The organism is Lacrimispora indolis DSM 755 (assembly GCF_000526995.1).
In the GTDB taxonomy this organism is placed as follows: domain Bacteria; phylum Bacillota; class Clostridia; order Lachnospirales; family Lachnospiraceae; genus Lacrimispora; species Lacrimispora indolis.
In genome coordinates, this window is the sequence record NZ_AZUI01000001.1 from 965,499 (window position 1) to 988,150 (window position 22,652).

At 48.3% G+C, this 22,652-nt stretch carries 21 protein-coding genes; 1 reads left to right on the forward strand and 20 read right to left on the reverse strand.

The features are described from left to right. Positions 1-98: 98 nt before the first annotated feature. Complete coding sequence (locus K401_RS0104625) at positions 99-419, forward strand: MazG nucleotide pyrophosphohydrolase domain-containing protein (protein WP_207641454.1); 321 nt, start codon at positions 99-101, stop codon at positions 417-419. A gap of 155 nt (positions 420-574) precedes the next feature. Here K401_RS0104625 and K401_RS0104630 read toward each other — a convergent pair whose 3' ends face one another. From K401_RS0104630 to K401_RS0104735, 20 genes are all read right to left on the reverse strand, one after another. Further along, positions 575-1,282, reverse strand: a complete 708-nt coding sequence (locus tag K401_RS0104630) for an AlkZ-related protein (protein WP_029695605.1) — start codon at positions 1,280-1,282, stop codon at positions 575-577. A gap of 92 nt (positions 1,283-1,374) precedes the next feature. After that, complete coding sequence (locus K401_RS0104635) at positions 1,375-2,556, reverse strand: glycine C-acetyltransferase (RefSeq protein WP_024291861.1); 1,182 nt, start codon at positions 2,554-2,556, stop codon at positions 1,375-1,377. 81 nt (positions 2,557-2,637) lie between these two features. Continuing rightward, entirely contained in the window at positions 2,638-3,684 is a 1,047-nt protein-coding gene (tdh, locus tag K401_RS0104640; protein WP_198018320.1) for an L-threonine 3-dehydrogenase, read from the reverse strand. A 428-nt stretch (positions 3,685-4,112) separates the two neighbouring features. Then, positions 4,113-5,360 (reverse strand): nitrogenase component 1, encoded by a 1,248-nt coding sequence (locus K401_RS0104650; protein ID WP_024291864.1) that lies wholly within the window; start codon positions 5,358-5,360, stop codon positions 4,113-4,115. Beyond that, the gene (locus tag K401_RS0104655) at positions 5,341-6,642 is read right to left on the reverse strand and encodes a nitrogenase component 1 (RefSeq protein ID WP_024291865.1); all 1,302 of its coding nucleotides are present in this window, start codon (positions 6,640-6,642) and stop codon (positions 5,341-5,343) included. Before K401_RS0104655 ends, K401_RS0104650 begins: the two co-directional genes overlap by 20 nt. Next, positions 6,639-7,394 (reverse strand): nucleotide-binding protein, encoded by a 756-nt coding sequence (locus tag K401_RS0104660; protein WP_024291866.1) that lies wholly within the window; start codon positions 7,392-7,394, stop codon positions 6,639-6,641. Before K401_RS0104660 ends, K401_RS0104655 begins: the two co-directional genes overlap by 4 nt. Next, entirely contained in the window at positions 7,391-8,218 is an 828-nt protein-coding gene (locus K401_RS0104665) for an ABC transporter ATP-binding protein (RefSeq protein WP_024291867.1), read from the reverse strand. Before K401_RS0104665 ends, K401_RS0104660 begins: the two co-directional genes overlap by 4 nt. Before the next feature lie 20 nt (positions 8,219-8,238). After that, entirely contained in the window at positions 8,239-9,273 is a 1,035-nt protein-coding gene (locus K401_RS0104670) for a FecCD family ABC transporter permease (protein WP_330363134.1), read from the reverse strand. A 14-nt stretch (positions 9,274-9,287) separates the two neighbouring features. Next, positions 9,288-10,340, reverse strand: coding sequence for a FecCD family ABC transporter permease (locus tag K401_RS0104675; protein WP_024291869.1), 1,053 nt, complete (start codon positions 10,338-10,340; stop codon positions 9,288-9,290). Positions 10,341-10,362: 22 nt separating this feature from the next. Continuing rightward, positions 10,363-12,084 carry an ABC transporter ATP-binding protein gene (locus K401_RS0104680; RefSeq protein WP_024291870.1) on the reverse strand — a complete coding sequence of 574 codons (1,722 nt, stop codon included), beginning with the start codon at positions 12,082-12,084 and terminating at the stop codon, positions 10,363-10,365. A gap of 168 nt (positions 12,085-12,252) precedes the next feature. Beyond that, positions 12,253-13,230, reverse strand: coding sequence for an ABC transporter substrate-binding protein (locus K401_RS0104685; protein ID WP_024291871.1), 978 nt, complete (start codon positions 13,228-13,230; stop codon positions 12,253-12,255). 104 nt (positions 13,231-13,334) lie between these two features. After that, entirely contained in the window at positions 13,335-14,165 is an 831-nt protein-coding gene (locus tag K401_RS0104690) for an AraC family transcriptional regulator (RefSeq protein WP_024291872.1), read from the reverse strand. Between the two features lie 974 nt (positions 14,166-15,139). Further along, the gene (gene rpsI, locus K401_RS0104700; protein ID WP_024291874.1) at positions 15,140-15,532 is read right to left on the reverse strand and encodes a 30S ribosomal protein S9; all 393 of its coding nucleotides are present in this window, start codon (positions 15,530-15,532) and stop codon (positions 15,140-15,142) included. A 28-nt stretch (positions 15,533-15,560) separates the two neighbouring features. Beyond that, a complete protein-coding gene (gene rplM, locus K401_RS0104705) occupies positions 15,561-15,995 on the reverse strand; it encodes a 50S ribosomal protein L13 (RefSeq protein WP_024291875.1) in 435 nt (144 codons plus the stop codon). Positions 15,996-16,254: 259 nt separating this feature from the next. Further along, on the reverse strand, positions 16,255-17,280 hold the full coding sequence (gene truA, locus K401_RS0104710) for a tRNA pseudouridine(38-40) synthase TruA (RefSeq protein WP_024291876.1): 1,026 nt from the start codon (positions 17,278-17,280) through the stop codon (positions 16,255-16,257). Positions 17,281-17,305: 25 nt separating this feature from the next. Continuing rightward, positions 17,306-18,106, reverse strand: a complete 801-nt coding sequence (locus K401_RS0104715; protein WP_024291877.1) for an energy-coupling factor transporter transmembrane component T family protein — start codon at positions 18,104-18,106, stop codon at positions 17,306-17,308. 13 nt (positions 18,107-18,119) lie between these two features. Then, on the reverse strand, positions 18,120-18,968 hold the full coding sequence (locus K401_RS0104720) for an energy-coupling factor transporter ATPase (protein ID WP_024291878.1): 849 nt from the start codon (positions 18,966-18,968) through the stop codon (positions 18,120-18,122). Continuing rightward, the gene (locus K401_RS0104725) at positions 18,958-19,863 is read right to left on the reverse strand and encodes an energy-coupling factor transporter ATPase (protein WP_024291879.1); all 906 of its coding nucleotides are present in this window, start codon (positions 19,861-19,863) and stop codon (positions 18,958-18,960) included. Before K401_RS0104725 ends, K401_RS0104720 begins: the two co-directional genes overlap by 11 nt. A gap of 384 nt (positions 19,864-20,247) precedes the next feature. Continuing rightward, positions 20,248-21,273, reverse strand: coding sequence for a cell wall-binding protein (locus K401_RS0104730; protein ID WP_024291880.1), 1,026 nt, complete (start codon positions 21,271-21,273; stop codon positions 20,248-20,250). A 24-nt stretch (positions 21,274-21,297) separates the two neighbouring features. Next, positions 21,298-22,524 (reverse strand): cell wall-binding repeat-containing protein, encoded by a 1,227-nt coding sequence (locus K401_RS0104735; protein WP_024291881.1) that lies wholly within the window; start codon positions 22,522-22,524, stop codon positions 21,298-21,300. Between the last annotated feature and the right edge of the window lie 128 nt (positions 22,525-22,652).

Sequence of the window (22,652 nt, forward strand, 5' to 3'; positions counted from 1 at the left end):
TTACAGCATTGATTTGCAGGGTTGCCGGCGGTATAATAAAACCGTTACCAGCTCTGTATCTTGTTAAAATAAATTTAATAATACTCGGAGAACGAAAAATGGATAAAGGTAAAATTACGATCAAGTATTTACAGCAATACATAAAATCAAAAGATTATAATCCTGATTTAACAATGGAATACTATTTGAAATTATCTGAAGAAACCGGAGAATTGGCAAAGGCTATCCGGAAAAATTTACGTCCTGAAACGGAATTTCAAATCAAAGAAACAATTGAAGAAGAACTATGGGATGTTATTTACTACGTCCTTGCTGTTGCAAATTGCTATGACATCGATTTGGAAAAAGTTATTCCTCAAAAAGAGTATATCAACAATCAAAAATATAATACGGGAATTGAATTTGACCCAACAAAATAAGCCTTGATTTATGCGGTCCTTCCAATAAAAATGACATGGATAAAAGGGTTCTATCACTGCATTGGTATCTTGATCTTTAATTATTAAAAACCCCTCAGGAAAAGTCCTGAGAGGTTCCTAATAATTTCGAATTGTAATAAACAGTACTGAATGAATTATCCCTTGATGAACTTCATAACCTTTTTAGGGTCTGCATCCTGGTTTAGTGTATAAATTTGTTTCGTTATTCTTTCAATGGCTTCGGCCTGATCCATATTGGATGCTTCTTTGAAAACTCCCTCTCCCCAATACCTTTCCGTGGTGCAGAATACTGTGGAGGACCAGCCGTATTCCTCACCCTTACTGGAAACCTTTTGCTGCCTGCCGCACATGGTCAGAAACATTTTCATCTGGAGTTCAACCAAAGCCCGGTCAAATTGACTTTTCTCCTCTTTTCCAAAACCCGCAAGCTGCTTTATTGCATGAAGAGGCAGTATTTCATGTTCGGCAACAACGCTGTATATCCGTTTGGCATAATTGCTGATCAATCCTTCTTCATAGGCTTCTTCAAAAAGTATACCGTTACGCCGGGCTGCAAGAAAATAAGGAATCCATTGTTTCGTAATGTATCCGCTTTTCTTGAAGAAGAGTTTTGCATAGGCAATGTCATCTCTCTCATCTAACACCCGCATGCGCCATTCCCATGGATCGGTTTCAGAATCTCCTGTATGCCAACGCACCGGAGTATCATAGGGCGGCTGTTCATCCCAATTCCAGGTGATTAAAGAAAAAACATCCTCACTGTTTCCTCCTCCCATTGAAAATCCCGCTTCCAGCAATGCGGTTATAAAATCATGGTAATTTTTTATAGTCTTGTGATTCATCTCTGCCACCCCTTTTTTACCATTTTATCATAAGCGACTGGACAACGGTATGTCTTATTTAAAAATTGATTCAGTTAATCATTGCCGGTTTTTCAAATCCCCATTTCTTCCTTTACGCGTTTAAAGCATTCCACTGCAAAATCCAGATCCTCCCTGGTATGGGCGGCGGATATCTGTGTACGGATTCTTGCCTTTCCTTTTGGCACCACCGGATAACAGAAGCCGATGACGTATACCCCGCGTTCCAGCATCCTTGCTGCAAATTCTACAGCCGTCTTTGCATCATACAGCATGATCGCCACAATCGGATGATCACTTTCTATGATATCAAAGCCCACCTCTTTTATCTTCTCCCTGAAATAGCGGGTATTTTCATGAACCCGGTCTCTGTACTCTGTGCTCCGTTCCAGAATTTCAAAGGTCTTTATAGCTCCGCCTGCAATTGCAGGAGCTACAGTATTGGAAAACAGATACGGTCTGCTCTTCTGGCGGAGCAAATCCACGATTTCCTGCCTGGCACTGGTATATCCGCCGCTGGCTCCGCCCAGGGCCTTACCCAGTGTGCCGGTGATGATATCCACCCGGCCCATGACACCGCAGTGCTCTGGTGTGCCTTTGCCAAACCTTCCCATAAATCCTACTGCATGGCTGTCATCCACCATCACCAGCGCATCGTACTTATCAGCCAGATCACAGATTGCTTTTAAATCCGCCACAATGCCATCCATGGAAAACACACCGTCGGTAGCAATCAGACGTATCCTGGCATCCTGGGAATCCTTTAAGCACTGCTCTAACTCTTCCATATTATTGTTGGCATAACGGAAGCGTTTTGCCCTGCATAAACGCACGCCGTCAATGATGCTGGCATGGTTTAACGCATCGCTGATTATTGCATCTTCCTCCGTCAGCAGTGTCTCAAACAGGCCTCCGTTGGCATCAAAGCAGGAAGAGTACAAAATCGTGTCATCCATGCCTAAGAAAGAAGAGATTCTGGCTTCCAGTTCCTTGTGTATCCCCTGGGTTCCGCAGATGAAACGTACGGAAGACAAGCCGTATCCCCATGTGTCATAAGTGGCTTTGGCCGCCTCAATAATCTCCTGGTTGTCAGAAAGTCCAAGATAATTGTTGGCACACATATTAATGACATTTTCTGTCTTGGTAGTATTAATCCTGCTCCTTTGAGGAGTTGTGATAATGCGCTCTTCCTTGTAAGTTCCGTCTCCCTTGGCCAGTTCCACCGCTTCTTTAAAATAGTTTAATGCTTCTTTCATAATATTCCCTCTCTCCTGTCGTTTATTTTCCACGCCTGGCTGAATAAACTAACCTTGCCAATTCGTTCTTTCCTTCCTCTTTCAGGCCTTCGTCCAGTCCAGAACCACCTTTCCGCACTGTCCGCTGTTCATCACATCAAAGCCCTTCTGGAACTCCCGGAAATCGAATTTGTGGGTGATAATTTTCTCAATCTCAAGGCCGCTGTTTAGCATGGCCATCATCTTGTACCAGGTTTCAAACATTTCCCTTCCATAAATACCCTTTAACTGCAGACAGTTAACCACGATCTTATTCCATGGCACCACGGTATCACTTGCCTGAAGTCCCAGCACTGCAATCTTGCCGCCGTTATACATATGGTCAATCATTGAAGTAAACGCCTGGCCGTTGCCGGACATCTCAAGTCCCACATCAAAGCCCTCTTCGATATGAAGTTCCCTCATTTTATCATCTAAACTCTCTCTGGCTACATTGACAGTATGAGCGCCGCAGATTTCCCGGGCCAGATTCAGCCGGTAATCATTGACATCAGTGATTACCACATGTTTTGCTCCCACATGGCGGCAGATCGCAGCGGCCATAATGCCGATAGGACCGGCTCCTGTGATCAGCACATCTTCTCCCACCATATCAAAGGACAAAGCAGTATGCACCGCATTGCCCAGGGGATCAAAGGAGGAGCATAATTCCTCGGGGATTCCCGGCTCACAGATGATGACATTTGTCTGCGGAATTACCAGATACTGTGCAAATGCTCCGTCACGGTTTACCCCTACACCCACGGTATTTTTACAGAGATGGCGTTTTCCTGCTTTACAGTTACGGCAGTGACCGCATACAATATGGCCCTCCCCCGATACGATATCACCGATTTTAAATCCCCCCACATGACTGCCCATTTCCACGATTTCACCTACAAATTCATGGCCGATGGTCATTGGTGGTTTTATTGTTTCCTGAGACCACTTATCCCAGTTATAGATATGTAAATCCGTACCGCAAATTGATGTGTAGTGAATCTTGATCTTAACATCATTTTCCCCTGTTACTGGAATGGGGACCTCTCTAAGGACCAGACCACCCGCCGCCTGTTCTTTTACAATTGCATACATCATTCTTTCTTTCATTGTAACCTCCACCTTCCTTATTGTTTTATATGTCTTTGTGAGACGAAAAATGTCTTTTATACGCAGACACTTTCCCTTTTAATGTCTCTACCCCAAGGACATAATAACACGAATGCAGGTAGATTGCAATCCCTTTTCTTATGAGAAAATTCCAGTAAAGCACATGCTTTTCCAGGCTCCCCATATACAATGGCTTTGCATTCATATGATCTAAAAAAGCCCGGCAAAAAGCCGGGAAGTCAGAAGGACAAGTTGTGAATTCACCCCATAAAGTAAACTGAATACGGAAAAACACCTCACTTTCTATACTGTTTGAAAATGAGGTGTTTTTACACATAATGAAAACACAAATATAATAGGACTGGGATTGAGTGAGATTTTTCATACAGCCGTTCCCACTTTACAAAATTCAGCAGTGTATGGAAATATTAATCTTCCTCGCCCTCCTCCTGCTCCAGCGCAGCGTTCAGCCACAGGTCGATCAGGTGAAGCGCACCGCGGAAGCCCACAAAGGGCGGAACATAGGGATTCAGCCGCCGCCGCGTATCGGGATTGGCGATTTGCAGCGTCCGGTTTCGATCCGCCCATTCCAGCGCCTCTCCGCTTGCCATCAACAGCCCCTTTTTCTGAGCCTGTATTGCTTGCATCCACTGTTCCTCGGTGAAATAGGGGATGCCGTCACCCGCCATGTCGGGACTGTCGCACCAGCATGTGCCTTTGGGCAGGGAAAGCTCGCCGTGGCCGAAATCGAGGATGCCCCGTACCACATCGGCGTGAGCACCGACGGAGAGCCGGATCTCTCCGGGTTGATCTCGGATAAGGTGCCGAAGCCAGGGAGCTATATCCGAAAGCAGTTTTTTCACTTCCCTTATTTGGCTGTTCATAAAATCACGGTTGGTTGGGGCGTTCAGCATTTCAGCAGCATCCCGGATCCAGCGCGCCGTTCCCTCCACACCGTAGGGCCGGCCAATCAGATACGGCGTACCGAATCGCGCCTGCAAATGCTTTGCGGCGCTCTCGCCCTCGCGCCGAATGACCAGGTTGATATGCGCCCCGCCCATGCTTTCAATGTCCGCGATGGAGGTATCGGAAGTCAGCACGCACAGCGGTTTCATACCAAATGCCCCCTGCATGATACGCAGAATTTCCTGTGCATCAGCCTGAAACCGAAACAAATCGGCACATGAGCCAATAATATTGAAGGTCGGTTGCGACGTTTTATCCGCATCCCGGGGCAGCGCCTGCACCAGCCGCAAAAGCGCCTCCTGTACTCCCCGGTGCTGGGTTATCTCAAACCCACCGTGCCCCAAGGGCAGCAGGAGGGTGCCGGGATATTCCCGCTGCAACTGTTTGGCTTCAGCGGGAAGGTCTGTCCCGATCACCTGGGGGATGGAGGATGGGAGCAGGAAAATCACTTTAGGATTGTCATATCTCACCACATGAGCGATGGTTGCAGCCAGCTTGTCCGTGCCGCCCAAAGCGATATCAGTTTCGTCGATGTGGGTGGAGTACCGCCTGCCTGCACCGCGCACACCAGTGTTCTCCAGTGTCACGCCGCTGTACATCATGTGCCCCATGCAGCCAAATTCCACCACAGCCGCATCCCGAATGGATGCAAGCGTCCACAGAATCCCCATGCGCCCCGAAGGAAGCGGCTTAAACCGATGCAGTCCCATAGGCATTCACCCCTTTCTCGGATATTCCGTCTCTGCGTAATACCTTCAGCGTTTGTTCCAAAAGCGCTATAGTCAGCCCGTAACCAATTTTCCCATATAACTGATACACATTTTCCACATTGGGAATGGTCTTGTTCTCCGGCGGCAGCCGCCCAAAACAAAGATCTGGAGCCATTTCTGCAATAATCGGATATTCCGCGTTCAAATTCACCATCCGGCAGATGAGGGGATTTTGCCCCAGGGCAAGAAGTGCCTTGGCGTGATCTTTATTCTCGGGGTAGAATTCCTCCATATGCAAAAGCAGCGGCTCCATGCCAAAGCCCGCCAGATAACCGGCAAGAGCAAGGGGCATTCCAACCCCCAAAGAAACAATATACCGAAGTCCGTTTAGCCGTTTCACCGCTTCATTCTCCAAGGAACGGGCTTTTTCCCGTTCCTTGGAGAATTCACCAGCCCATGTAAAACCGAACCTCTCCGCGATTTCTTCATAAGCCCTGTCAATAGCTTCCACAGAAAAGAGAGTGTGCAGAGCAACGTATGGTACGCCGAATTCCTCTTTCATTCTGACTGCCAAAGGCTGTGTATATGGAGAAACCACCAGATTCAGCGCTGCGTCGGGCGCGCTCTGGAAATCCGTCAGGAAAGCCCCTGGCGCGAGATAGCGAATGGACAGCCCGCGGCGCTCCAGTTCCTGAAGCAGCGGCGGCATAACGATATGATCCTCCGTCGGACGTCGGCCCAGCACATTGATACGAAGCGGCTCCGTCTGCTTTGCGTTCATCAGCGAACCCATAGCTTTCAGCGTTTTCCAATAGCCGGGCGGATAACTGAAGTTTTTGAACTGTCCCAGCATTACATAGGCCACAGGCGCGGAAATATCCGGCTGCACCTCGCGGATAATGCCTTCAATGTCCTCCCCGATCAACTCAGGGATACAGGTGACGATCAGCAGGATGGCCTTCGCACCGGCTTTGCCCATTTTTTTGAGGGCATCTATCAGTCCGTCCCGGCAGCCAAACACCACCTCATGCTGATCCAGCACATACAGCCAGTGCAGCTCGCCATGCTTTCCCTCCGGCTTGGGATTGAAAAGCCGCACATGGGTGGCGCATTCCGGCATACCCACCAACAGGGATGAGAGTCCCCGGATGTCCTTTGCCGTCAGAGCCGCCATTCTCATAGGACAGTGGCAGCCGGGGGAAACGGCTGGGGACAGAAACCTTATACCTGTTCCCGACTTCACCGCCGACAAGGGTTTTATGTGTTTTAATTCATCCTTCATGATCCTTCGCCTCCGTCCAGCAGCAATGTTGCCAGCGCCTTGTAATGGTTCGCCATATCGGAGTCCGGGAATGCCTCTACCACGGTTTTGCCCTCTGCTTCCGCCTGCTGCACCAGGGGATTCCGTGGCAGGCGGTAGATGACGCTTGTTTCAATCTCCGCTGCCGCTTTGTCTACCAGCTCGTTTTCACCCTCGATATTTTTAGCGTTGAGGATCAGTCCCCGCAGGGAAGCATAACCCCGCTTGCCGAAGCTCTTGACGGCATGGGCTATATTTGCGGCGGCATAGAGGGACATCATCTCCCCCGAGGTCACGATGCACACCTGGTCGGCGTATCCGCCCCGGATAGGCATGGCGAAGCCCCCGCACACCACGTCGCCCAATACGTCATAGAGAACAACATCTGGCTTAAAGACTTCATAGGCGTCCAATTCTTCCAGCTTTTCAAAGGCGGTGATGATGCCACGGCCCGCACAGCCCACGCCGGGCACCGGCCCGCCCGATTCCACACAGAGCACACCGGTGCTGCTTTTGACCACCAAATCACCCAGCTCTGCATCGCCGTTCTCCCGCAGGGTATTTAAAACCGTAGAAATGTTCCTGCCGCCTGTCAGGTTGCACGTGGAGTCTGCCTTCGGGTCGCAGCCAATCTGCATGACGGTCAGCCCCATTGCCGCCATTGCCGCCGATACATTGGAAACGGTGGTAGACTTGCCGATGCCGCCTTTCCCGTAAATTGCCAGCTTCTTCATGAACATGCACACTCGCAATCATCACATTCGTTCGGCATTTCAGGAATCAGGTCATAAGAAACGCAGGTGGGGCGGCCTGTGCGGGATTCCTTTACAATCTCAGCGTCAATGTGGAAGGTTTCCCGTAGCACCCCGGTCGTCATCACTTCTTCCGGTGTGCCATGCTTGATGATGTCACCGCAGCGGATGGCGATCATGTAGTCGGAAAAACGAGAAGCAAGATTTAAGTCGTGCAATACCATGATGATGGTGCATCCCTGCTCCCGGTTCAGGCGGTAGAGCAGTTCCAATACCTCCAGCTGATAGGCCAGATCCAGATATGTCGTCGGCTCGTCCAGAAGGATCAGGTCGGTCTGCTGGGCAAGCGCCATCGCAATCCACACCCGCTGGCGCTGTCCGCCGGAGAGGTTGTCCACGTCAGTTGTTTCATGCTCCGTAAGTTTTGTGACCTCCAGCGCCCATTGGATGATTTCTTTGTCCTCAGGCTTGAGCTTGCCGAATCCCCGCTGATGGGGAAAGCGGCCATAGGCCACCAGCTCACTCACGGTCAGTCCTGCCGGGGCCTGGGGAGATTGAGGCAAAATTGCCATTTTCTGCGCCACTTCCTTTGTGGTCAGACGGCGAATATCATCCCCGTTTAAGTAAACCATGCCGCCCTTAGGTTTCAGGATACGGCCCACGGCCTTGAGTACCGTGGACTTCCCGCAGCCGTTCGGCCCGATGATGGCCGTTATTTTCCCTTGCGGAATCTGCATATCCAAGTCCTCCACCACAAGGTTTTCGTCATAGGCGACGGTTAACTTCTCTGTTGCAATGCTGTTCATGTATATCAATCCTTTCGTCGCTATCTGCTTTTTGCCAGCAGATAGAGGAAATACGGTGCTCCGATAATCGCCACCATAATGCCGGTAGGTATCTCCGAGGGCTGTACGATCACCCGTGCTATGGTATCCGCAACAGATACCAGCACAGCGCCCGTCAGGGCGCAGGTGGGCAGCAATATTGAGTGTTTGGGTCCCACCAGCCGTCTTGACAGATGGGGTGCAATCAACCCAACAAAGCTGATGCTGCCGCTGACCGCCACGCAGGAAGCCGCCAATGCTACCGATGCAGTCAGAAGCCAGCGCCGTTCATGCTCCACATTCGCACCCAAACTGCACGCCACATCGTCCCCCATATTCAGCACATCTAACACACGGGCCTTATACAACACATAGGGAATCAATAAAAGGAGCCATGGCAGTAAAGCCATCACGAACTTCCAGTTGCTGCCCCAAATGCTGCCCGCCTGCCATGTCGCCACAAAGCCGAACTGATCGTCGTCCAGCTTGACCACCAGCAAGGTGGTTAGCGCGGAAATGCCCGCTTGTATTGCCACGCCTGTTAAGATCAGGCGCATGGGTGCAATGCCCTCTTCCTTCTTATATGCCAGCGCATAGATAACTCTGGCCGTCACTCCCGCGCCTGCCAGAGCAAGGAAGGGCAGAGTAAACACCGAAAGGAAGGACTGTGCCCCGAAGAACATCACATATAAGATGACCATAAGCCCTGCCCCAGCGTTGATACCCAGCAAACCTGGGTCGGCCAGGGCGTTTTTGGATATACCTTGGATAATGCACCCGGAAAGTGCCAACCCACTCCCTACCAGCATGGAAATGACGATGCGGGGCAGACGGAAATCAAACAAGATCAAGATTTCCTTGGCGGTACCGCCGCCGAATAAAGTACGCAGGGTATCCATGGGAGTAAGCTTAGTGTAGCCCGTATTCATGCTGATGATGAAGGAAATCACAAGCAAGGCCGCACAGCCGAAAACAATGGCCGTGTTGCGGATGGTGATCTTTCGCTTATACGCTTCGTTTTTCTGTTGTATTGTCATTTGTTGTTTGTTCATTACAGCGCCCTCCTTTGTTTGCGGGATAAGTAAAGGAAGAAGGGTACGCCCACCAGCGCGGTCAATACGCCGATGGGAGTTTCAAAGGGCGGGTTAATCATCCTCGCACCCAAATCTGCCGCCACCATAAGCAAAGCGCCCAATACAGCCGAGGATGGGATAATCCAGCGGTAATCCACGCCCACAAGATATCTCGCCAGATGGGGGATGATGAGGCCGACAAAGCCCACCGCACCCACGACAGAAACTGAGGCTCCGGCCAGTATGAGAACGGTCAGGGTGCAAAGAACGTTAACGGCGGCGGCATTCAACCCAAGACCCTTTGCCACATCCTCACCCAAGCTGAGAAGAGATATGGAATGGGACAAAGCGACCGCGCACAGCAGGGCTGCCAGTATCCACGGCGTCATAATTTTAATCTGCTCCCAATTGGAACCAGCCACGCCGCCTACTGTCCAGAACATGATGTCCTGGGCAACATCGAAATACAGGGCAATGCCTTGACCGAGAGCTGCCAGCAGCGCACTGACCGCCGCGCCTGCCAGCACAAGACGCATGGGTGTCGCTTCACTCCGGTGCATAGAGGCAATGCCGTTTACCAACCCTGCGCCCAATGCTGCGCCTAAAAAAGAGAACAGGATCATTTGCATGTATCCCATGCCGGGGAAAAAGGCGAAGCAGATGGAAAGGGCAAAGCCTGCTCCGGCGTTGATGCCCAAAAGCCCGGAATCCGCCATGGGGTTACGGGTTGTTCCCTGCATGATGGCGCCAGCTACCGCGAAAGCCGCCCCCACAAGAGCGCTGGCAATTACACGGGGCAGGCGCAGGTCAATTACGATGAGGTGATGGGTGCTTTCCCTGTCAAAGCGGAACAAGGCATCCCATACCGTGGATAGCGGAATCTGTGCCGCGCCTTTGGTGACGGAAAACGCCATGAGCAGTATAAGTGCCACGCCGCCGCATACGATAATGAGCCACGCCGCCCATACACGGCTCTTCTTTTTCTGTGGATTTATCTGGACCGGCGATGCCGGTTTATTTCTTTGATTCATTAGGGTGTTTACCTCCTTGCCGCTATGCCTCGGACTGCGTCCGGTGCAGACGGCTGTATATGCCACCTTGTTGCAGCAGCTTCTGATGCCCTCCCTGCTCGGCAATGCCCTCCTCCGTCATCACCAAAATCCGGTCGGCGCTGCGCACGGTCGCCAGCCGATGGGCAATAATCAGGGTTGTCCGCCCTTTTGTAAGCTTGGCGAGGGATTTCTGTATTGCCGCCTCGGTTTCTGTGTCCAGAGAGGAAGTCGCTTCGTCCAGAATGAGGATGGGCGGGTTTTTTAGGAACATCCGGGCGATGGACAGCCGCTGCTTTTGTCCGCCAGAAAGCTTTACGCCCCGTTCTCCGATGAGGGTATCCAGACCATCTGGCTGCTCCCGGATAAATTCGTCGAGCTGGGCGCACCGTACCGCCTCCCATATTTCCTGCTCCGTGGCGTCCAGCTTGCCGTACTGAATGTTCTCCCGGATGGTCCCCGCGAACAAAAACACATCCTGCTGCACCACACCAATCTGCCGCCGCAGAGACTGAAGCGTGATTTTCTTAATATCTGTTCCATCAATGGTGATGCGCCCGGAGTCCGCTTCATAGAACCGGGGAAGCAGGCTGCAAAGCGTGGTCTTTCCCGCACCGGAAGCGCCCACAAAGGCGACAGTTTCTCCAGCTTTGACGGAAAGGTTTATGTTCTCCAGTACGGTTTGGTCTTTGTTGTAGCCAAAGGTGACGTCTTCGTATTCGATATCCCCGCGCAGAAAACATACTTCATCAGCGTCCGGGGTGTCCTTGATCTCCGGTTCGGTGTCCATGATTTCAGCAAAGTTTTTAAATCCAGCCATACCGTTGGGAAACCGGACAGAAAAAGCGGCCAGCATCTGGATTGGCATCATCATTACATTTCCAAGCAGTATGAAACCAAACAGCTCACCGCTGCTCATGCCGCCATTTAAAGAAAGGTAGCTGCCGCCCAGCAGGGCAAGCACCGGAAGCAGGCTGAGGAATACATATGTTACTGCCTCATTCTTCGCGGTATGCTTGAAGCCCTCAATTTTTGCCTCACAGAATTTCTCATTGTCCTTTCTGAACAGCTTTTGCTGATAAGGCTCGTTGGCAAAAGCCTGCACCACCCGGATGCCCCCGATTCCGTCCTCTAACCGGGACATAAAGCCGCCGATGGCCCCAAACATGCGTTTCCTGGCCTCCACGAGCTTCTTCATAAAATACATGTTGATTGCAAGCAGCACCACGACAAAGATGCTCATCAAAAGGGCAAGCTGCCAGTTAGCGCAAAACATCAGGAACATGGAGCCAATCAGGGTGAAAACCGAGATCAGAAGATGCTCAGGCCCATAGTGAGCCATGTTCCCCACGTCCAGCAGGTCGTTGGAAATACGGGACGCAAGCTGGCCGGTTTTGTGGTTATCAAAAAATCGGAAGGAGAGCTTTTGCATATGTATATATAGCTCGGTTCGCAGGTCGGTTTCGATATATAGCCCCAAACGCTCTCCCCAATAACCCACGATGTATTTTAGAACAGTGTTGACAAGATAGATGCCCGCCAGCGCAGCGCAGGCAGATGAAATGAGGTTCCAGTCCCCGGTGGGCAGGAGGGTATCTACAATACGGCTCACTGTAAACGGAAAAAGCAGTCCCAGCAGAGCTGCTGCCGCCGCGCAGAACAGATCCAGAAAAAACAGTCTTTTATAGGGGCGGTAATAGCACAGGAAGCGTCTTAAGTTCTTCATCACAATCAGTTTCGCCCCTCCTTTCCGTGGTAATATAAAAATTCAGGCAATACAAAAAGCCGGGCGCAGGCCATCGAACAGGCTGTGCCCGGTTTTCAAGCATGATTTCTCCAGAAATTACTTGGAATAGATCTGTGCCGAATTTTCGTTCTGTCCTGTTGGTTTGGTTTATTCTGAAGGTGCCATGGCGTTCAGGATTGTTTTCACACCAAGTTCCATTGCCAGCGGTCCTCCGGAGAAAGCCGAACGATCCAGAATATACACATGTCCCAGCTTAACGGCACTTAGGGATCCCCATAACGCATTTTCTTCCAAGCTCTTTCGTATGGCTTCATCATCCTCATTCAGTGCATCTTCATAGAAAAAGATATAGTCAGGGTCGGCTTCGGCAAACCCTTCATAGGAGGTGACTGCACCTGCTGACACGCTATCCGGCTTTGAAAGGGCGCTAGTTATGCCCAAGCCACCTTCCGGGCTATATACATAGTCGGGCATCCAGTAATTAACATCTTTCTCTAAGGGCCGGATCAAAGCCACCGTTTTATCTGAATGAGCGCTCAATGTCATGCGCGCTTCTGAAATCATGGCTTCCAAGTCTGTGATCCGTTCCTCGGCCAATGCTTCTTCGCCCAATATCCTGCCATATTCACGAAGTGTCCCCTGCCAGGTGCCAAAGTTATCTTTTCTGCTGACAACAACGGTCGGCGCAATTTTCCTAAGGCTGTCTAATATCTCGTCATGCACCCCGGCTGCTGAGATGATCAGGTCGGGTTCAATCTCCACGAGTTTTTCCAGGTTAGGTTCCCTGGTACCGCCCAGATCAATAAGTTCTGTTTTTTCCAAATACGGTTTAAGTGACTCCCAGCCATTGTATACTTCCAGATCTGTCGCGGCATAAAGCGGTGCATTCAGTGCCAATACCGCTTCGTAATGATGGAAGAACAGCAAAGCGATTTTCTGCGGTTTTGCCTCTAAGACCACTTCCGTTCCGCTGGCATCAACATATGTTCTCGGCCACGCTGCCGCTTCCGTATTTCCTGTTTCCGGCGTGCTTGTTCCGCTGTTATCCACAGGTGTTCCGGCACAGCCCGCCACCAATCCGGTTAAAAGTGCGGCTGTCAAAAACAGCCCCAGTAGTCTTTTCATGATTCCTTCCTCCAATATAAATATTAGTTAGTTTTGTCTAACTCAACACCAGTAAGTGTATCAAAACATGGTAAACAAGTAAATACACTTTTTTCCGCTTAAAGCTATACTTTTCCCGCTTTTGCTTCTGCCCGGAAATCCGTAGGTGTAATCCCAGTAATTTTCTTAAATATTCTGCTGAAATAATAGGAATTTATATATCCTGCGTACTCCGCCACCTGTATAACAGGGCAGTCGCTTATTCTCAGAAGCTCTTTGGAACGCTCGATCCGAAGGGCTGTTAAATACCGGATGGGTGCCATTCCCATATGTCTTTGGAACAGCTCTGCAAACCGTTTCCCATCCATGCCGTACTGCGCCGCCAGCTCTGTTATGGAAAACTGCCTGGAATAGTTTTCATGCATAAAAGCGACCGCATCCTCAATTAAGCTGCCACAGTTATCACAATGCTGCCTGAAGGCCGACACAACAATTTCCTCAATCAGATTGTGAAACAGGGAACGGCTTCGCAGAGCTGCCGCACTCCCCGGCGTGACTGAGCTGGTAACCAGCTGGCTTACCATGTCAAACAAACGGGGATTCATCCCGACTGGGATATTAAAGTCAGAAGAAAAAAAAGGTGATGAAGAATGCACGTGCTGGGGGACCTGATAATGAAGCAGCGCATATCGCCATGTCGTATTTCCGATTACTTTTTTATCCAATTGCACACCTGGACCCGCATGAATCACCATGCCGGGCGTCATGATATAGGGTACGCCGCTTAATGTAAAGCAGGCGCTTCCCTCAAGGGGAATGACCAATCCGCAAAACTCCGGTGAAGTCTGGGCGTTGACAATAGACCGGCCTGGCTGGATGTGATATTGACCAGCAGCCGCAAAGGTTATATCTGTCCCTGCGTAATAATCTGCAAGATTATTAATGTTTATCTTCATTTAATGTTCCACCTCCTGCGTCACGGGCCATGTGCCCGCAAAATTCCCACGTGGTATTGGTTTTCATGACGGCTTTACCCTTTCGGCATCATAACATTATGGATCATATGGTTATCTGCCGCTTTCTCTCAGCAATTGTTTAAACAGCATGACGGCAAGCCTGGTTAGTTTTGTCTAACCGTTTTATAATACCATAATTCCGACGATTTTACAATGATAAACAGCACTTGCCAATTACCGGCAAAACAGCGCTGGGCTTGCCCCCTTCTGTCACAGCGGCCAATACCGGTCCCGCCCCGCAGGCAGAAAAAGAGGCGGACAGCCTAAACTGTCCGCCCCTGCATAGGGATTTATATCCGGTTCACTTTTTTTCCATATGGTTCCCCGCCTTAATACCGGGGCTGATTCTCTGTAAGCAACCTGTAAGCAGCCTGTATATTTCCATCCAAATATACCCATGTAAATATAAGTCGGAAACTGTTGAACTTACATTACTTTTACCCTTATGAAACAGGCAAAAACTATCGCTTGAAGAACTTAGAGTGCTGATTATATGAGAAGCAAAGCCACCCTTAACCGTCCAAAGTTTATAGGGTGGTTTTGCTATGTACAGCTACTTACAAAACGAAAAAACGAATGTAAGTAATGCCAAAAGGAAAAGACCAAAGGTCATAATATCCTTAAAATCAAAACGATTTTTCATAGGCATCACCCCCATTCTCTTAGAATGAGGTCAACACACCCTGCAACACGATTGTCCTTGTGCATATTCTATCATATGGATTCCTTTCCTTACAATCGATAATTTTTCTATTTCGTATATCTTTTTATTTGTAAGTTACCTGTTAGTTACATGTCAGTTACCTCTGAATTTTGATACTATTTACAAGCGTTTCTTGTTGTTTCATCATATAAAAAAACCCCGAAAACATAATGTTTTTCGGGGTTCTGGTGATATTCGATTTTCTGTGTGCTTATCTCTTTGAGAACTGCGGAGCACGACGAGCTGACTTTAAGCCGTACTTCTTTCTTTCTTTCATTCTTGGATCTCTTGTTAAGAAACCTGCTTTCTTAAGAACCGGACGATAGTCCGCGTCTGCCTGAAGCAAAGCTCTTGAGATGCCGTGTCTGATTGCACCGGCCTGTCCGGTGAATCCGCCTCCGTGAACGTTTACAAGAATGTCAAACTTATCAACTGTCTCTGTAGCAACTAACGGCTGACGTACAACAAGCTTTAATGTTTCAAGACCTAAATACTGGTCAATATCTCTCTTATTGATGGTAATCTTACCAGTGCCTGGTACTAAATATACTCTAGCGATAGATTTTTTTCTTCTACCTGTTCCATAAAATTTTGCATTAGCCATGATAACTTCCTCCTTTCAGCGCCTCTGATTAAAATTTGAACTCTAAAACTTCTGGTTTCTGAGCAGCATTGTCATGTTCTGCACCTGCGTATACGTGAAGTTTTGTTATCATGCTTCTACCTAAAGGTCCCTTTGGAAGCATACCTTTAACAGCCAGTTCAATGACTTTTTCAGGCTTCTTAGCCATCATTTCTCTTAAAGTTGTTTCTTTCATACCACCTACATAGTCAGAGTGGTTATAGTAAATCTTCTGATCTAATTTCTTACCGGTTACGGTAATCTTATTTGCGTTTACAACGATCACATAATCGCCGCAATCCATATGCGGTGTGTAGATCGGTTTATTCTTACCTCTTAATACCTTAGCTACTTCTGAAGCCAAACGTCCTAATGTATATCCTGTAGCATCAACTACGTACCATTTTCTTTCAATTGTTGCTGGACTAGCCATAAAAGTCTTCATTGGACAACCTCCTGTAAATTATGGTTTTTATAAGCATAACTATATTACAAAATGCTCACTCCGGGGCTTTGGCTGAACATTTTCGTCTAACGTCACAGTTATACATTATATTACATTCAGCCGGATGTGTCAACCTCTTTTCCCATAATATATGAAGAAACTCGCTTTGCAGGCCCTTCTTGTCGCTTCCTTAATCACCAAATGAACCTGCAATCACGATTGCTTGACTTCCTGCTCGCATCAATCAAGATTTTTCGGCTTATTTTTGCGTCATATACCAGCCCTTGTTCTCAGAATCAGCCTGAAAAGTATAAAATCCGTAAGCTTTCTCCAAAATGATCCTTCCAGCCTTCTCCTCATCTCTCACAAAAATGGTCCTGGCGCCGTTTTGTACCGCCTGATGGACCACCCGGATCAAAAGTCTTTCAAAATCTTCCTCCCGGCACCTGTGGATATTAAGCCAGGCCTTTCCTTCCGAAATGATCTGATCCTGGAAAAGAGTATAACTCCATTCCTTATTTTCTCCCCTGATCTGTTTCTTAAGTTCTGTTTCATAATCAAGGCTTACCAGAGTAAGTCCCTTGGCAGCCGCCTTTGGCCCTGCTGTTTTCCGGTCCCTGGCATCTAAGATCTCTTCTACATAAGACGGCGGATACACTCCCATTCCCACCTTCATCAATGTTCCGGCAATGATCCGCACCATGTTATACAAAAAACCGCTTCCCTTAATGCGGATCGTAATGAGATCCCCGGCCTTTTCAATGTCCAGGCTGTAAATGGTACGCACCGTTTCTTCTGCCTGTCCCCGGGCCGTACAGAAGCTTTTAAAGTCATGCTCTCCCACCAGATACGCACCGCCTTCCCGCATCCGTTCCACATCCAGGGGAAAATAGCAGAAATAGCTGTACAGCCTCATGGTAGGCACTTCGATTTTCCGGTTCATGATTTTATATTCATATGTTTTAACACAGTTCTGCTTTCTTGGATGATAATCCGGCGCTACCTCCTCAGACTGCAGAATCCGGATATCATCCGGCAGCCTCTGGTTTAAGGCAAAGCATATTTTATCGGCAGGCATCCGATTCTCCGTATTAAAGACTGCCACATTTCCCTCAGAATGAACCCCGGAATCAGTCCTGCTGGCACCGATCACGGTAACAGGCTCCTTTAAAAGACAAGTCAGTTCTTTATTAAGTACTTCCTCAATGGTGATCCCGTTATTCTGGATCTGCCAGCCGCAGTAATTGGTGCCGTCATAGGCAACAATCATCTTAACCCGTTTCATATATCCTCCTTTTTCATAGGAAGTCTTATCCCATGATTCCAATTCCTACGATAGCGGCCAGATATACCAGATACACCAGATAGGCGACTCCGTCCTGTTTTCCATACCGGAGGGGCTTCATTTTAGTCCTTCCTTCTCCTCCCCGGTAGCATCTGGCCTCCATGGCCATCGCCAGATCCGTGGCGCGGCGGAAAGCGGAAATAAACAATGGAACCAGAAGGGGGATCATGTTCTTTGCCTTCTGGATCAGATTTCCTGTTTCAAAATCAGCTCCCCTGGCCATCTGAGCCTTCATGATCTTATCTGTTTCTTCCACAAGGATGGGGATGAACCTTAAGGCAATGGACATCATCATGGATACCTCATGGACAGGAACTCCCACCTTCTTTAAAAATCCCAGGCTTTTTTCCAGGCCATCAGTCAGCTGGTTTGGCGTGGTGGTAAGAGTCATGATGGAAGATCCGATCACCAGGTAAATGAGCCGGACTCCCATAAATGCCGCTATTTTAACGCCTTCCTTTGTTATTTTCAAAAATCCCAGCCTGATGATCGGCTCCCCCGGAGTCAGGAACAAATTAAAGCTGACGCTGATAAGAAGCAGAAATACGATCGCCTTTAATCCTCTCACCATGAACTTAAATGGGACTTCGCTCAACCGGATCGCCATAATCAGAAAAAGGGTGGCGATCAGATACGCCCATATGTCATTTGCAATAAAAAGGGATATGATGAAAACCATAGTCCCAAACAGCTTTGTCCGTGGATCCAGCCTGTGAAGTCTGGAATCCACCGGATAATACTGCCCTAAAGTAATATCTTTCAGCATAATATCTCCCCATCTATTTTTCCAGAAGCCGCAAAATCTCGTCTCTGGCTTCCTCTACAGTTGTAATGTTATCATCAATGGGGACGCCATGATCCCGCAGGGAATGGACCACATAGGTGATCTGGGGCGCTGCAAGGCCCATGGCTTCCAGCTCCTTATAATGCTTGAATACCTCCTTGGGTGTATCGTCAAACACCTTTTCCCCATGATTCATAACCAGAATCCGGTCCACATACCGGGCAATGTCCTCCATGCTGTGAGAAACCAGAATAATGGTCATATTCCTTTCCCGGTGAAGCCTATGAATCTGATCCAGGATCTCATCTCTTCCTCTTGGGTCTAAGCCTGCGGTCGGCTCATCCAGTATGAGCACCTCAGGATTCATTGCAAGAACGCCTGCTATGGCTACCCGCCGCTTCTGTCCTCCCGAAAGCTCAAAAGGCGACCGGCTGTAAAAGCTTTCATCAAGCCCTACCATGGTCAATGCTTCCTTTGCCCGATTCTCGGTTTCCTGTTTGGAAAGCCCCTGATTCTTTGGCCCAAAACAAACGTCCGTAAACACATTGATCTCAAAAAGCTGATGCTCGGGATACTGGAATACAAGTCCCACCTTGCTTCTCAAAGCCCGCAGATCGTAACCTCCCTCATAAATGTTCCTTCCATTATAATAAATGGCCCCTGAAGTGGCTTTCATCAATCCGTTTAAATGCTGGATCAGGGTCGACTTCCCAGAGCCTGTATGCCCGATCAGGCCCACAAATTCCCCGTCTTTTATTTCCAGGTTTATATCCTTTAACGCCTGCTGCTCAAAGGCTGTTCCAAGGCTGTAAACATAGTTCAAATGCTCTGCTTTAATTGCCATCCTTTACTCCATTCTCCAGAGTCACTGATCCTGGAAAACGCTCTGCAAACTTTGGCAGAAGATTTTCCATCAGCTCCTCCAGTGTCAGTATCCCAGCAGGTAAGTCTATGCCATTCTTTTGAAGCTCATAAGCCAGCTCCGTTACCTGAGGAACATCCAGACGGTAGGATTTCAGTTCTTCTACCCTTGAGAAGATTTCCTTTGGAGTGCCATCCATAACGATCCTGCCATTGTCCATGACAATGACCCTGTCTGCGTCTATGACCTCTTCCATATAGTGGGTGATCAGAAGGACTGTGATCCCTTCTTTACGATTCAATTCCCTGACCGTTTTTACAACTTCCTTCCGGCCGTTAGGATCCAGCATGGCCGTAGGCTCGTCTAAAACAATGCACTGAGGGCGCATAGCCATAACACCTGCAATGGCGACCCTTTGCTTTTGGCCTCCAGAAAGCTTATTGGGGGACTTCATCCGGAATGCAGCCATTCCAACACTCTCCAGACTTTCATCTACCCTCTTCCATATCTCATCCGTGGGAACGCCCAGGTTTTCAGGACCAAAACCCACATCTTCCTCCACAATGTTTCCGATGATCTGATTATCCGGGTTCTGGAATACCATCCCGGTCTTTTTCCGAACTTCCCATAAATTTTCTTCCACGGAGGTATCCATCCCCTGAATCCACACAGTCCCTTCCGTAGGTAGCAAAATCGCATCCAGCTGTTTTGCAAAAGTGGACTTTCCGGAGCCGTTGTGTCCAAGTATGGCCACAAACTTCCCGGCTTCAATATCCAGGCTGACGCCGTCAATGGCACGCTTAATTTCTTCAATATTTTCTTCTTCATCTCTTCTGATATAATCAAATATCAGTTTTGACGTTTTTATTATTCCCATAGCGGACCTTTCTCTGATAGATTCAAACATTCATATGCCACATAATTTTAGTTGAATATTTCATAACAGTCAAGCATCGGCACGAATCTTTTGTAAATTCCAGGGGTGATCGGAGAAATTTTCTTGATAAATGATAATTTTCAGCCTCACATGCTGCTTTCATAAGGTTTTTTTAATATTTCAATGGGGTGGAGTGAAATAGGGTGCACGTTTCCAGAACAAGAAAGAATCCCGCTTGCGGGATTCTCCGCCTGCGGCGGGTCGCCCCGGCGACATCCACCCCTGCCGCCGCAGTGCGATCCTCCCGGAGGGTTTTTATCGTATAGGACGAACTTTCCTATACGATAAAAAACGGCACAGATGCAGCCATCTGTGCCATTTCTATTACGGAACCCAAAGTCCCGAGCCGTCTACCTGGTAGATACCTTCCACCTTTGTATTCACTGCCATACTGCCGTCACTATAGAGATAATACCATTTTCCAGGCTGAGGCTGGATCCAGCCAACAGCCATGTCACCGTCAGTATTTAAATAATACCATTTTTCATTTACTTGCTGCCAGCCGGTCAGCATCTGGGCATCTGGGCCCATATAGTACCATTTATCACCTATATACTGCCAGCCAACGGCCGCGTAACCATCACTGTTAAAATAATACCATTTTCCGCTGACCATTTTCCACTGGCCCATAACGTAGTTTCCATCCTCGCCCCGGTATTTTTTCCCGTTCTGATACTCTGCCCAGGTTCCCGTGGTATCTCCCAGCTCCTGGACCACAGAATCATCAGAGGTGGTCACTTCTCCTTCTTTCAGATAATCTTCCTCAGAAGAATCCTTTGGAATTGCCTTTACGGTATAGAAATACTTATAACCTCCATCCATGTACTGTAATAGATCCACGGAAGTCGATGAAGTGGTCAGGCTCTTGATCCAGATACCGCCCTCCTTGTACAGGATCACCTGATACCTGGAAGCAAACGGAACCTTTTTCCAGGAAGCCTTTGTCTTCGTGTTGTCGCTCCATCCTGCCCTTTCCGGGCTTTCCAGCATTGCCACCGGGACGTAGGAAACCTTTATTACAGTTTCCTCATCTTCTGCATTTACAGAAACCAGGCTTCCTCCATAAACGGTACAGTCAGATCTGGTATAAGTGCCGCTCACTCTTATGGTACCGGTTATCTTCTTTCCGGGGACCCAATCATCCACATTCTCCTTGCTCCATTCCGGACCTACCTCTGAATAGTTGACCGTTACAGACGGAACCTGGATTCCTTCCGTCCAGCTGCTTTTGCTTCCATGATCCAGGCGGATCTTCAAGCTTCCGGAAGCCGGGACTGTCATCCCTGTTCCCAGAACCATTAAGGCACATAAAAGCACCAGCCACTTCCCTTTCCCCTGCATCCACTTCATCGATATCTACTTCCTTTCCTGCTGTTACTTACGCCATATACCGTTGCCATCTACCGGAAATCCGCTGATGGTAGTATTGACAGCCTTTGACCCCTCACCTGGATAGAAATAATACCAGTTTCCGTCTACCTGCTTCCAGCCTTCCTGCATAACTCCTGAGGAATCCGTATAATACCATTTATTATTGTAATTGATCCAGCCGGTCGCCATGGCACCCTCCACACCGCTGGTAGTGGAAGGATTTAAGTAATACCATTTATTATTAGAAACGATCCACCCGGATGTCATGGCTCCGTCGCTGTTTAAGAAATACCATAAGTTATTTCTCTGCTGCCAGCCGGTCACCATAGCACCGTTGGAATCAAATAAATACCACTTATTATTGATCTTTGCCCAGTTGTTTTTATGATAGGTTCCATCGGGATAGCGGTAATACCAGGAGTTGCCGTTTTTGATCCAGCCTACCTGCCCGCTTGTTGGAGTGCCGTTATCCTGGCCGCTTCCATCGGATACCTTTTCCTCGGGCAGATATACTTCATCAGATTCTGTCCAGTCACTGTTCTTTCCATATTTCTGTTCGCTTTCCGTATATGGTACGGTACGCACTTTAAAGCTGTAAGTACCTGCCTTTGTCATATAAGGAAAGAAGTTGTAAGAGGTAGCCTTAAGCTTCTCAACCTTTTTCACTATGCTGCTTCCTCTGTATAAATAAACGTCATAAGCACCTGAGCTGTTATCCACGGAGCTCCATTTGGCATTGCCGTATCCTGATTCTCTCCAGTAAGCATCTTCCGGTGATTCATATGTGCCCTTTATGGGTTTAAAGGTAAATGTGACATACAGTGTATCTGACCCTGAACGGCTGGCAGAAACATAAGTTCCTCCCTTAATGGTAATGTTACTGGACTGATATCCTCCCTTAAAGGCATATTCATCGGAATTAGTTGCCCTTAAAGTCACCTTCATCTTAGGTTCAGATCCCACTTTCATCTCCTTTGTATCGGATGTGATCCAGTCCACCTCTGTCACTTCGTATCTGTCGTTATTGGTATAAACATAGTTTCCTGTTGCTTCATTCATTTTAAAGCTGTCTTCTGATGGCAGCGTCTCTCCCGATTCCAGTTCCTCCAGCCCTGCGTAAATGGTCACTGATGTTATGGTCTTTACAGCAGCCAGGGACTCAAATGGAATGCTGAGCCCCAAAAGGCTCACCATAGAAGCCAAAGCAACTAACCGTTTAAAATGTTTCATAAAAAAACCTCCCACTCTCCTATTTAACGTATTCTGACAAAACAGTCATCTACTTCTATTACTGACATTATATCCCTGAAACCAATTGACCGTCAACTTACGATATTCTTTCTTTATTCTTGCGGTTC

Coding starts and splice junctions, on each gene's coding strand:
- K401_RS0104625 (WP_207641454.1), top strand. CDS start 99: ATGGATAAAGGTAAAATTACGATCAAGTATTTACAGCAATACATAAAA.
- K401_RS0104630 (WP_029695605.1), bottom strand. CDS start 1,282: ATGAATCACAAGACTATAAAAAATTACCATGATTTTATAACCGCATTG.
- K401_RS0104635 (WP_024291861.1), bottom strand. CDS start 2,556: ATGAAAGAAGCATTAAACTATTTTAAAGAAGCGGTGGAACTGGCCAAG.
- tdh (WP_198018320.1), bottom strand. CDS start 3,684: ATGAAAGAAAGAATGATGTATGCAATTGTAAAAGAACAGGCGGCGGGT.
- K401_RS0104650 (WP_024291864.1), bottom strand. CDS start 5,360: ATGGGACTGCATCGGTTTAAGCCGCTTCCTTCGGGGCGCATGGGGATT.
- K401_RS0104655 (WP_024291865.1), bottom strand. CDS start 6,642: ATGAAGGATGAATTAAAACACATAAAACCCTTGTCGGCGGTGAAGTCG.
- K401_RS0104660 (WP_024291866.1), bottom strand. CDS start 7,394: ATGAAGAAGCTGGCAATTTACGGGAAAGGCGGCATCGGCAAGTCTACC.
- K401_RS0104665 (WP_024291867.1), bottom strand. CDS start 8,218: ATGAACAGCATTGCAACAGAGAAGTTAACCGTCGCCTATGACGAAAAC.
- K401_RS0104670 (WP_330363134.1), bottom strand. CDS start 9,273: ATGACAATACAACAGAAAAACGAAGCGTATAAGCGAAAGATCACCATC.
- K401_RS0104675 (WP_024291869.1), bottom strand. CDS start 10,340: ATGAATCAAAGAAATAAACCGGCATCGCCGGTCCAGATAAATCCACAG.
- K401_RS0104680 (WP_024291870.1), bottom strand. CDS start 12,084: ATGAAGAACTTAAGACGCTTCCTGTGCTATTACCGCCCCTATAAAAGA.
- K401_RS0104685 (WP_024291871.1), bottom strand. CDS start 13,230: ATGAAAAGACTACTGGGGCTGTTTTTGACAGCCGCACTTTTAACCGGA.
- K401_RS0104690 (WP_024291872.1), bottom strand. CDS start 14,165: ATGAAGATAAACATTAATAATCTTGCAGATTATTACGCAGGGACAGAT.
- rpsI (WP_024291874.1), bottom strand. CDS start 15,532: ATGGCTAATGCAAAATTTTATGGAACAGGTAGAAGAAAAAAATCTATC.
- rplM (WP_024291875.1), bottom strand. CDS start 15,995: ATGAAGACTTTTATGGCTAGTCCAGCAACAATTGAAAGAAAATGGTAC.
- truA (WP_024291876.1), bottom strand. CDS start 17,280: ATGAAACGGGTTAAGATGATTGTTGCCTATGACGGCACCAATTACTGC.
- K401_RS0104715 (WP_024291877.1), bottom strand. CDS start 18,106: ATGCTGAAAGATATTACTTTAGGGCAGTATTATCCGGTGGATTCCAGA.
- K401_RS0104720 (WP_024291878.1), bottom strand. CDS start 18,968: ATGGCAATTAAAGCAGAGCATTTGAACTATGTTTACAGCCTTGGAACA.
- K401_RS0104725 (WP_024291879.1), bottom strand. CDS start 19,863: ATGGGAATAATAAAAACGTCAAAACTGATATTTGATTATATCAGAAGA.
- K401_RS0104730 (WP_024291880.1), bottom strand. CDS start 21,273: ATGAAGTGGATGCAGGGGAAAGGGAAGTGGCTGGTGCTTTTATGTGCC.
- K401_RS0104735 (WP_024291881.1), bottom strand. CDS start 22,524: ATGAAACATTTTAAACGGTTAGTTGCTTTGGCTTCTATGGTGAGCCTT.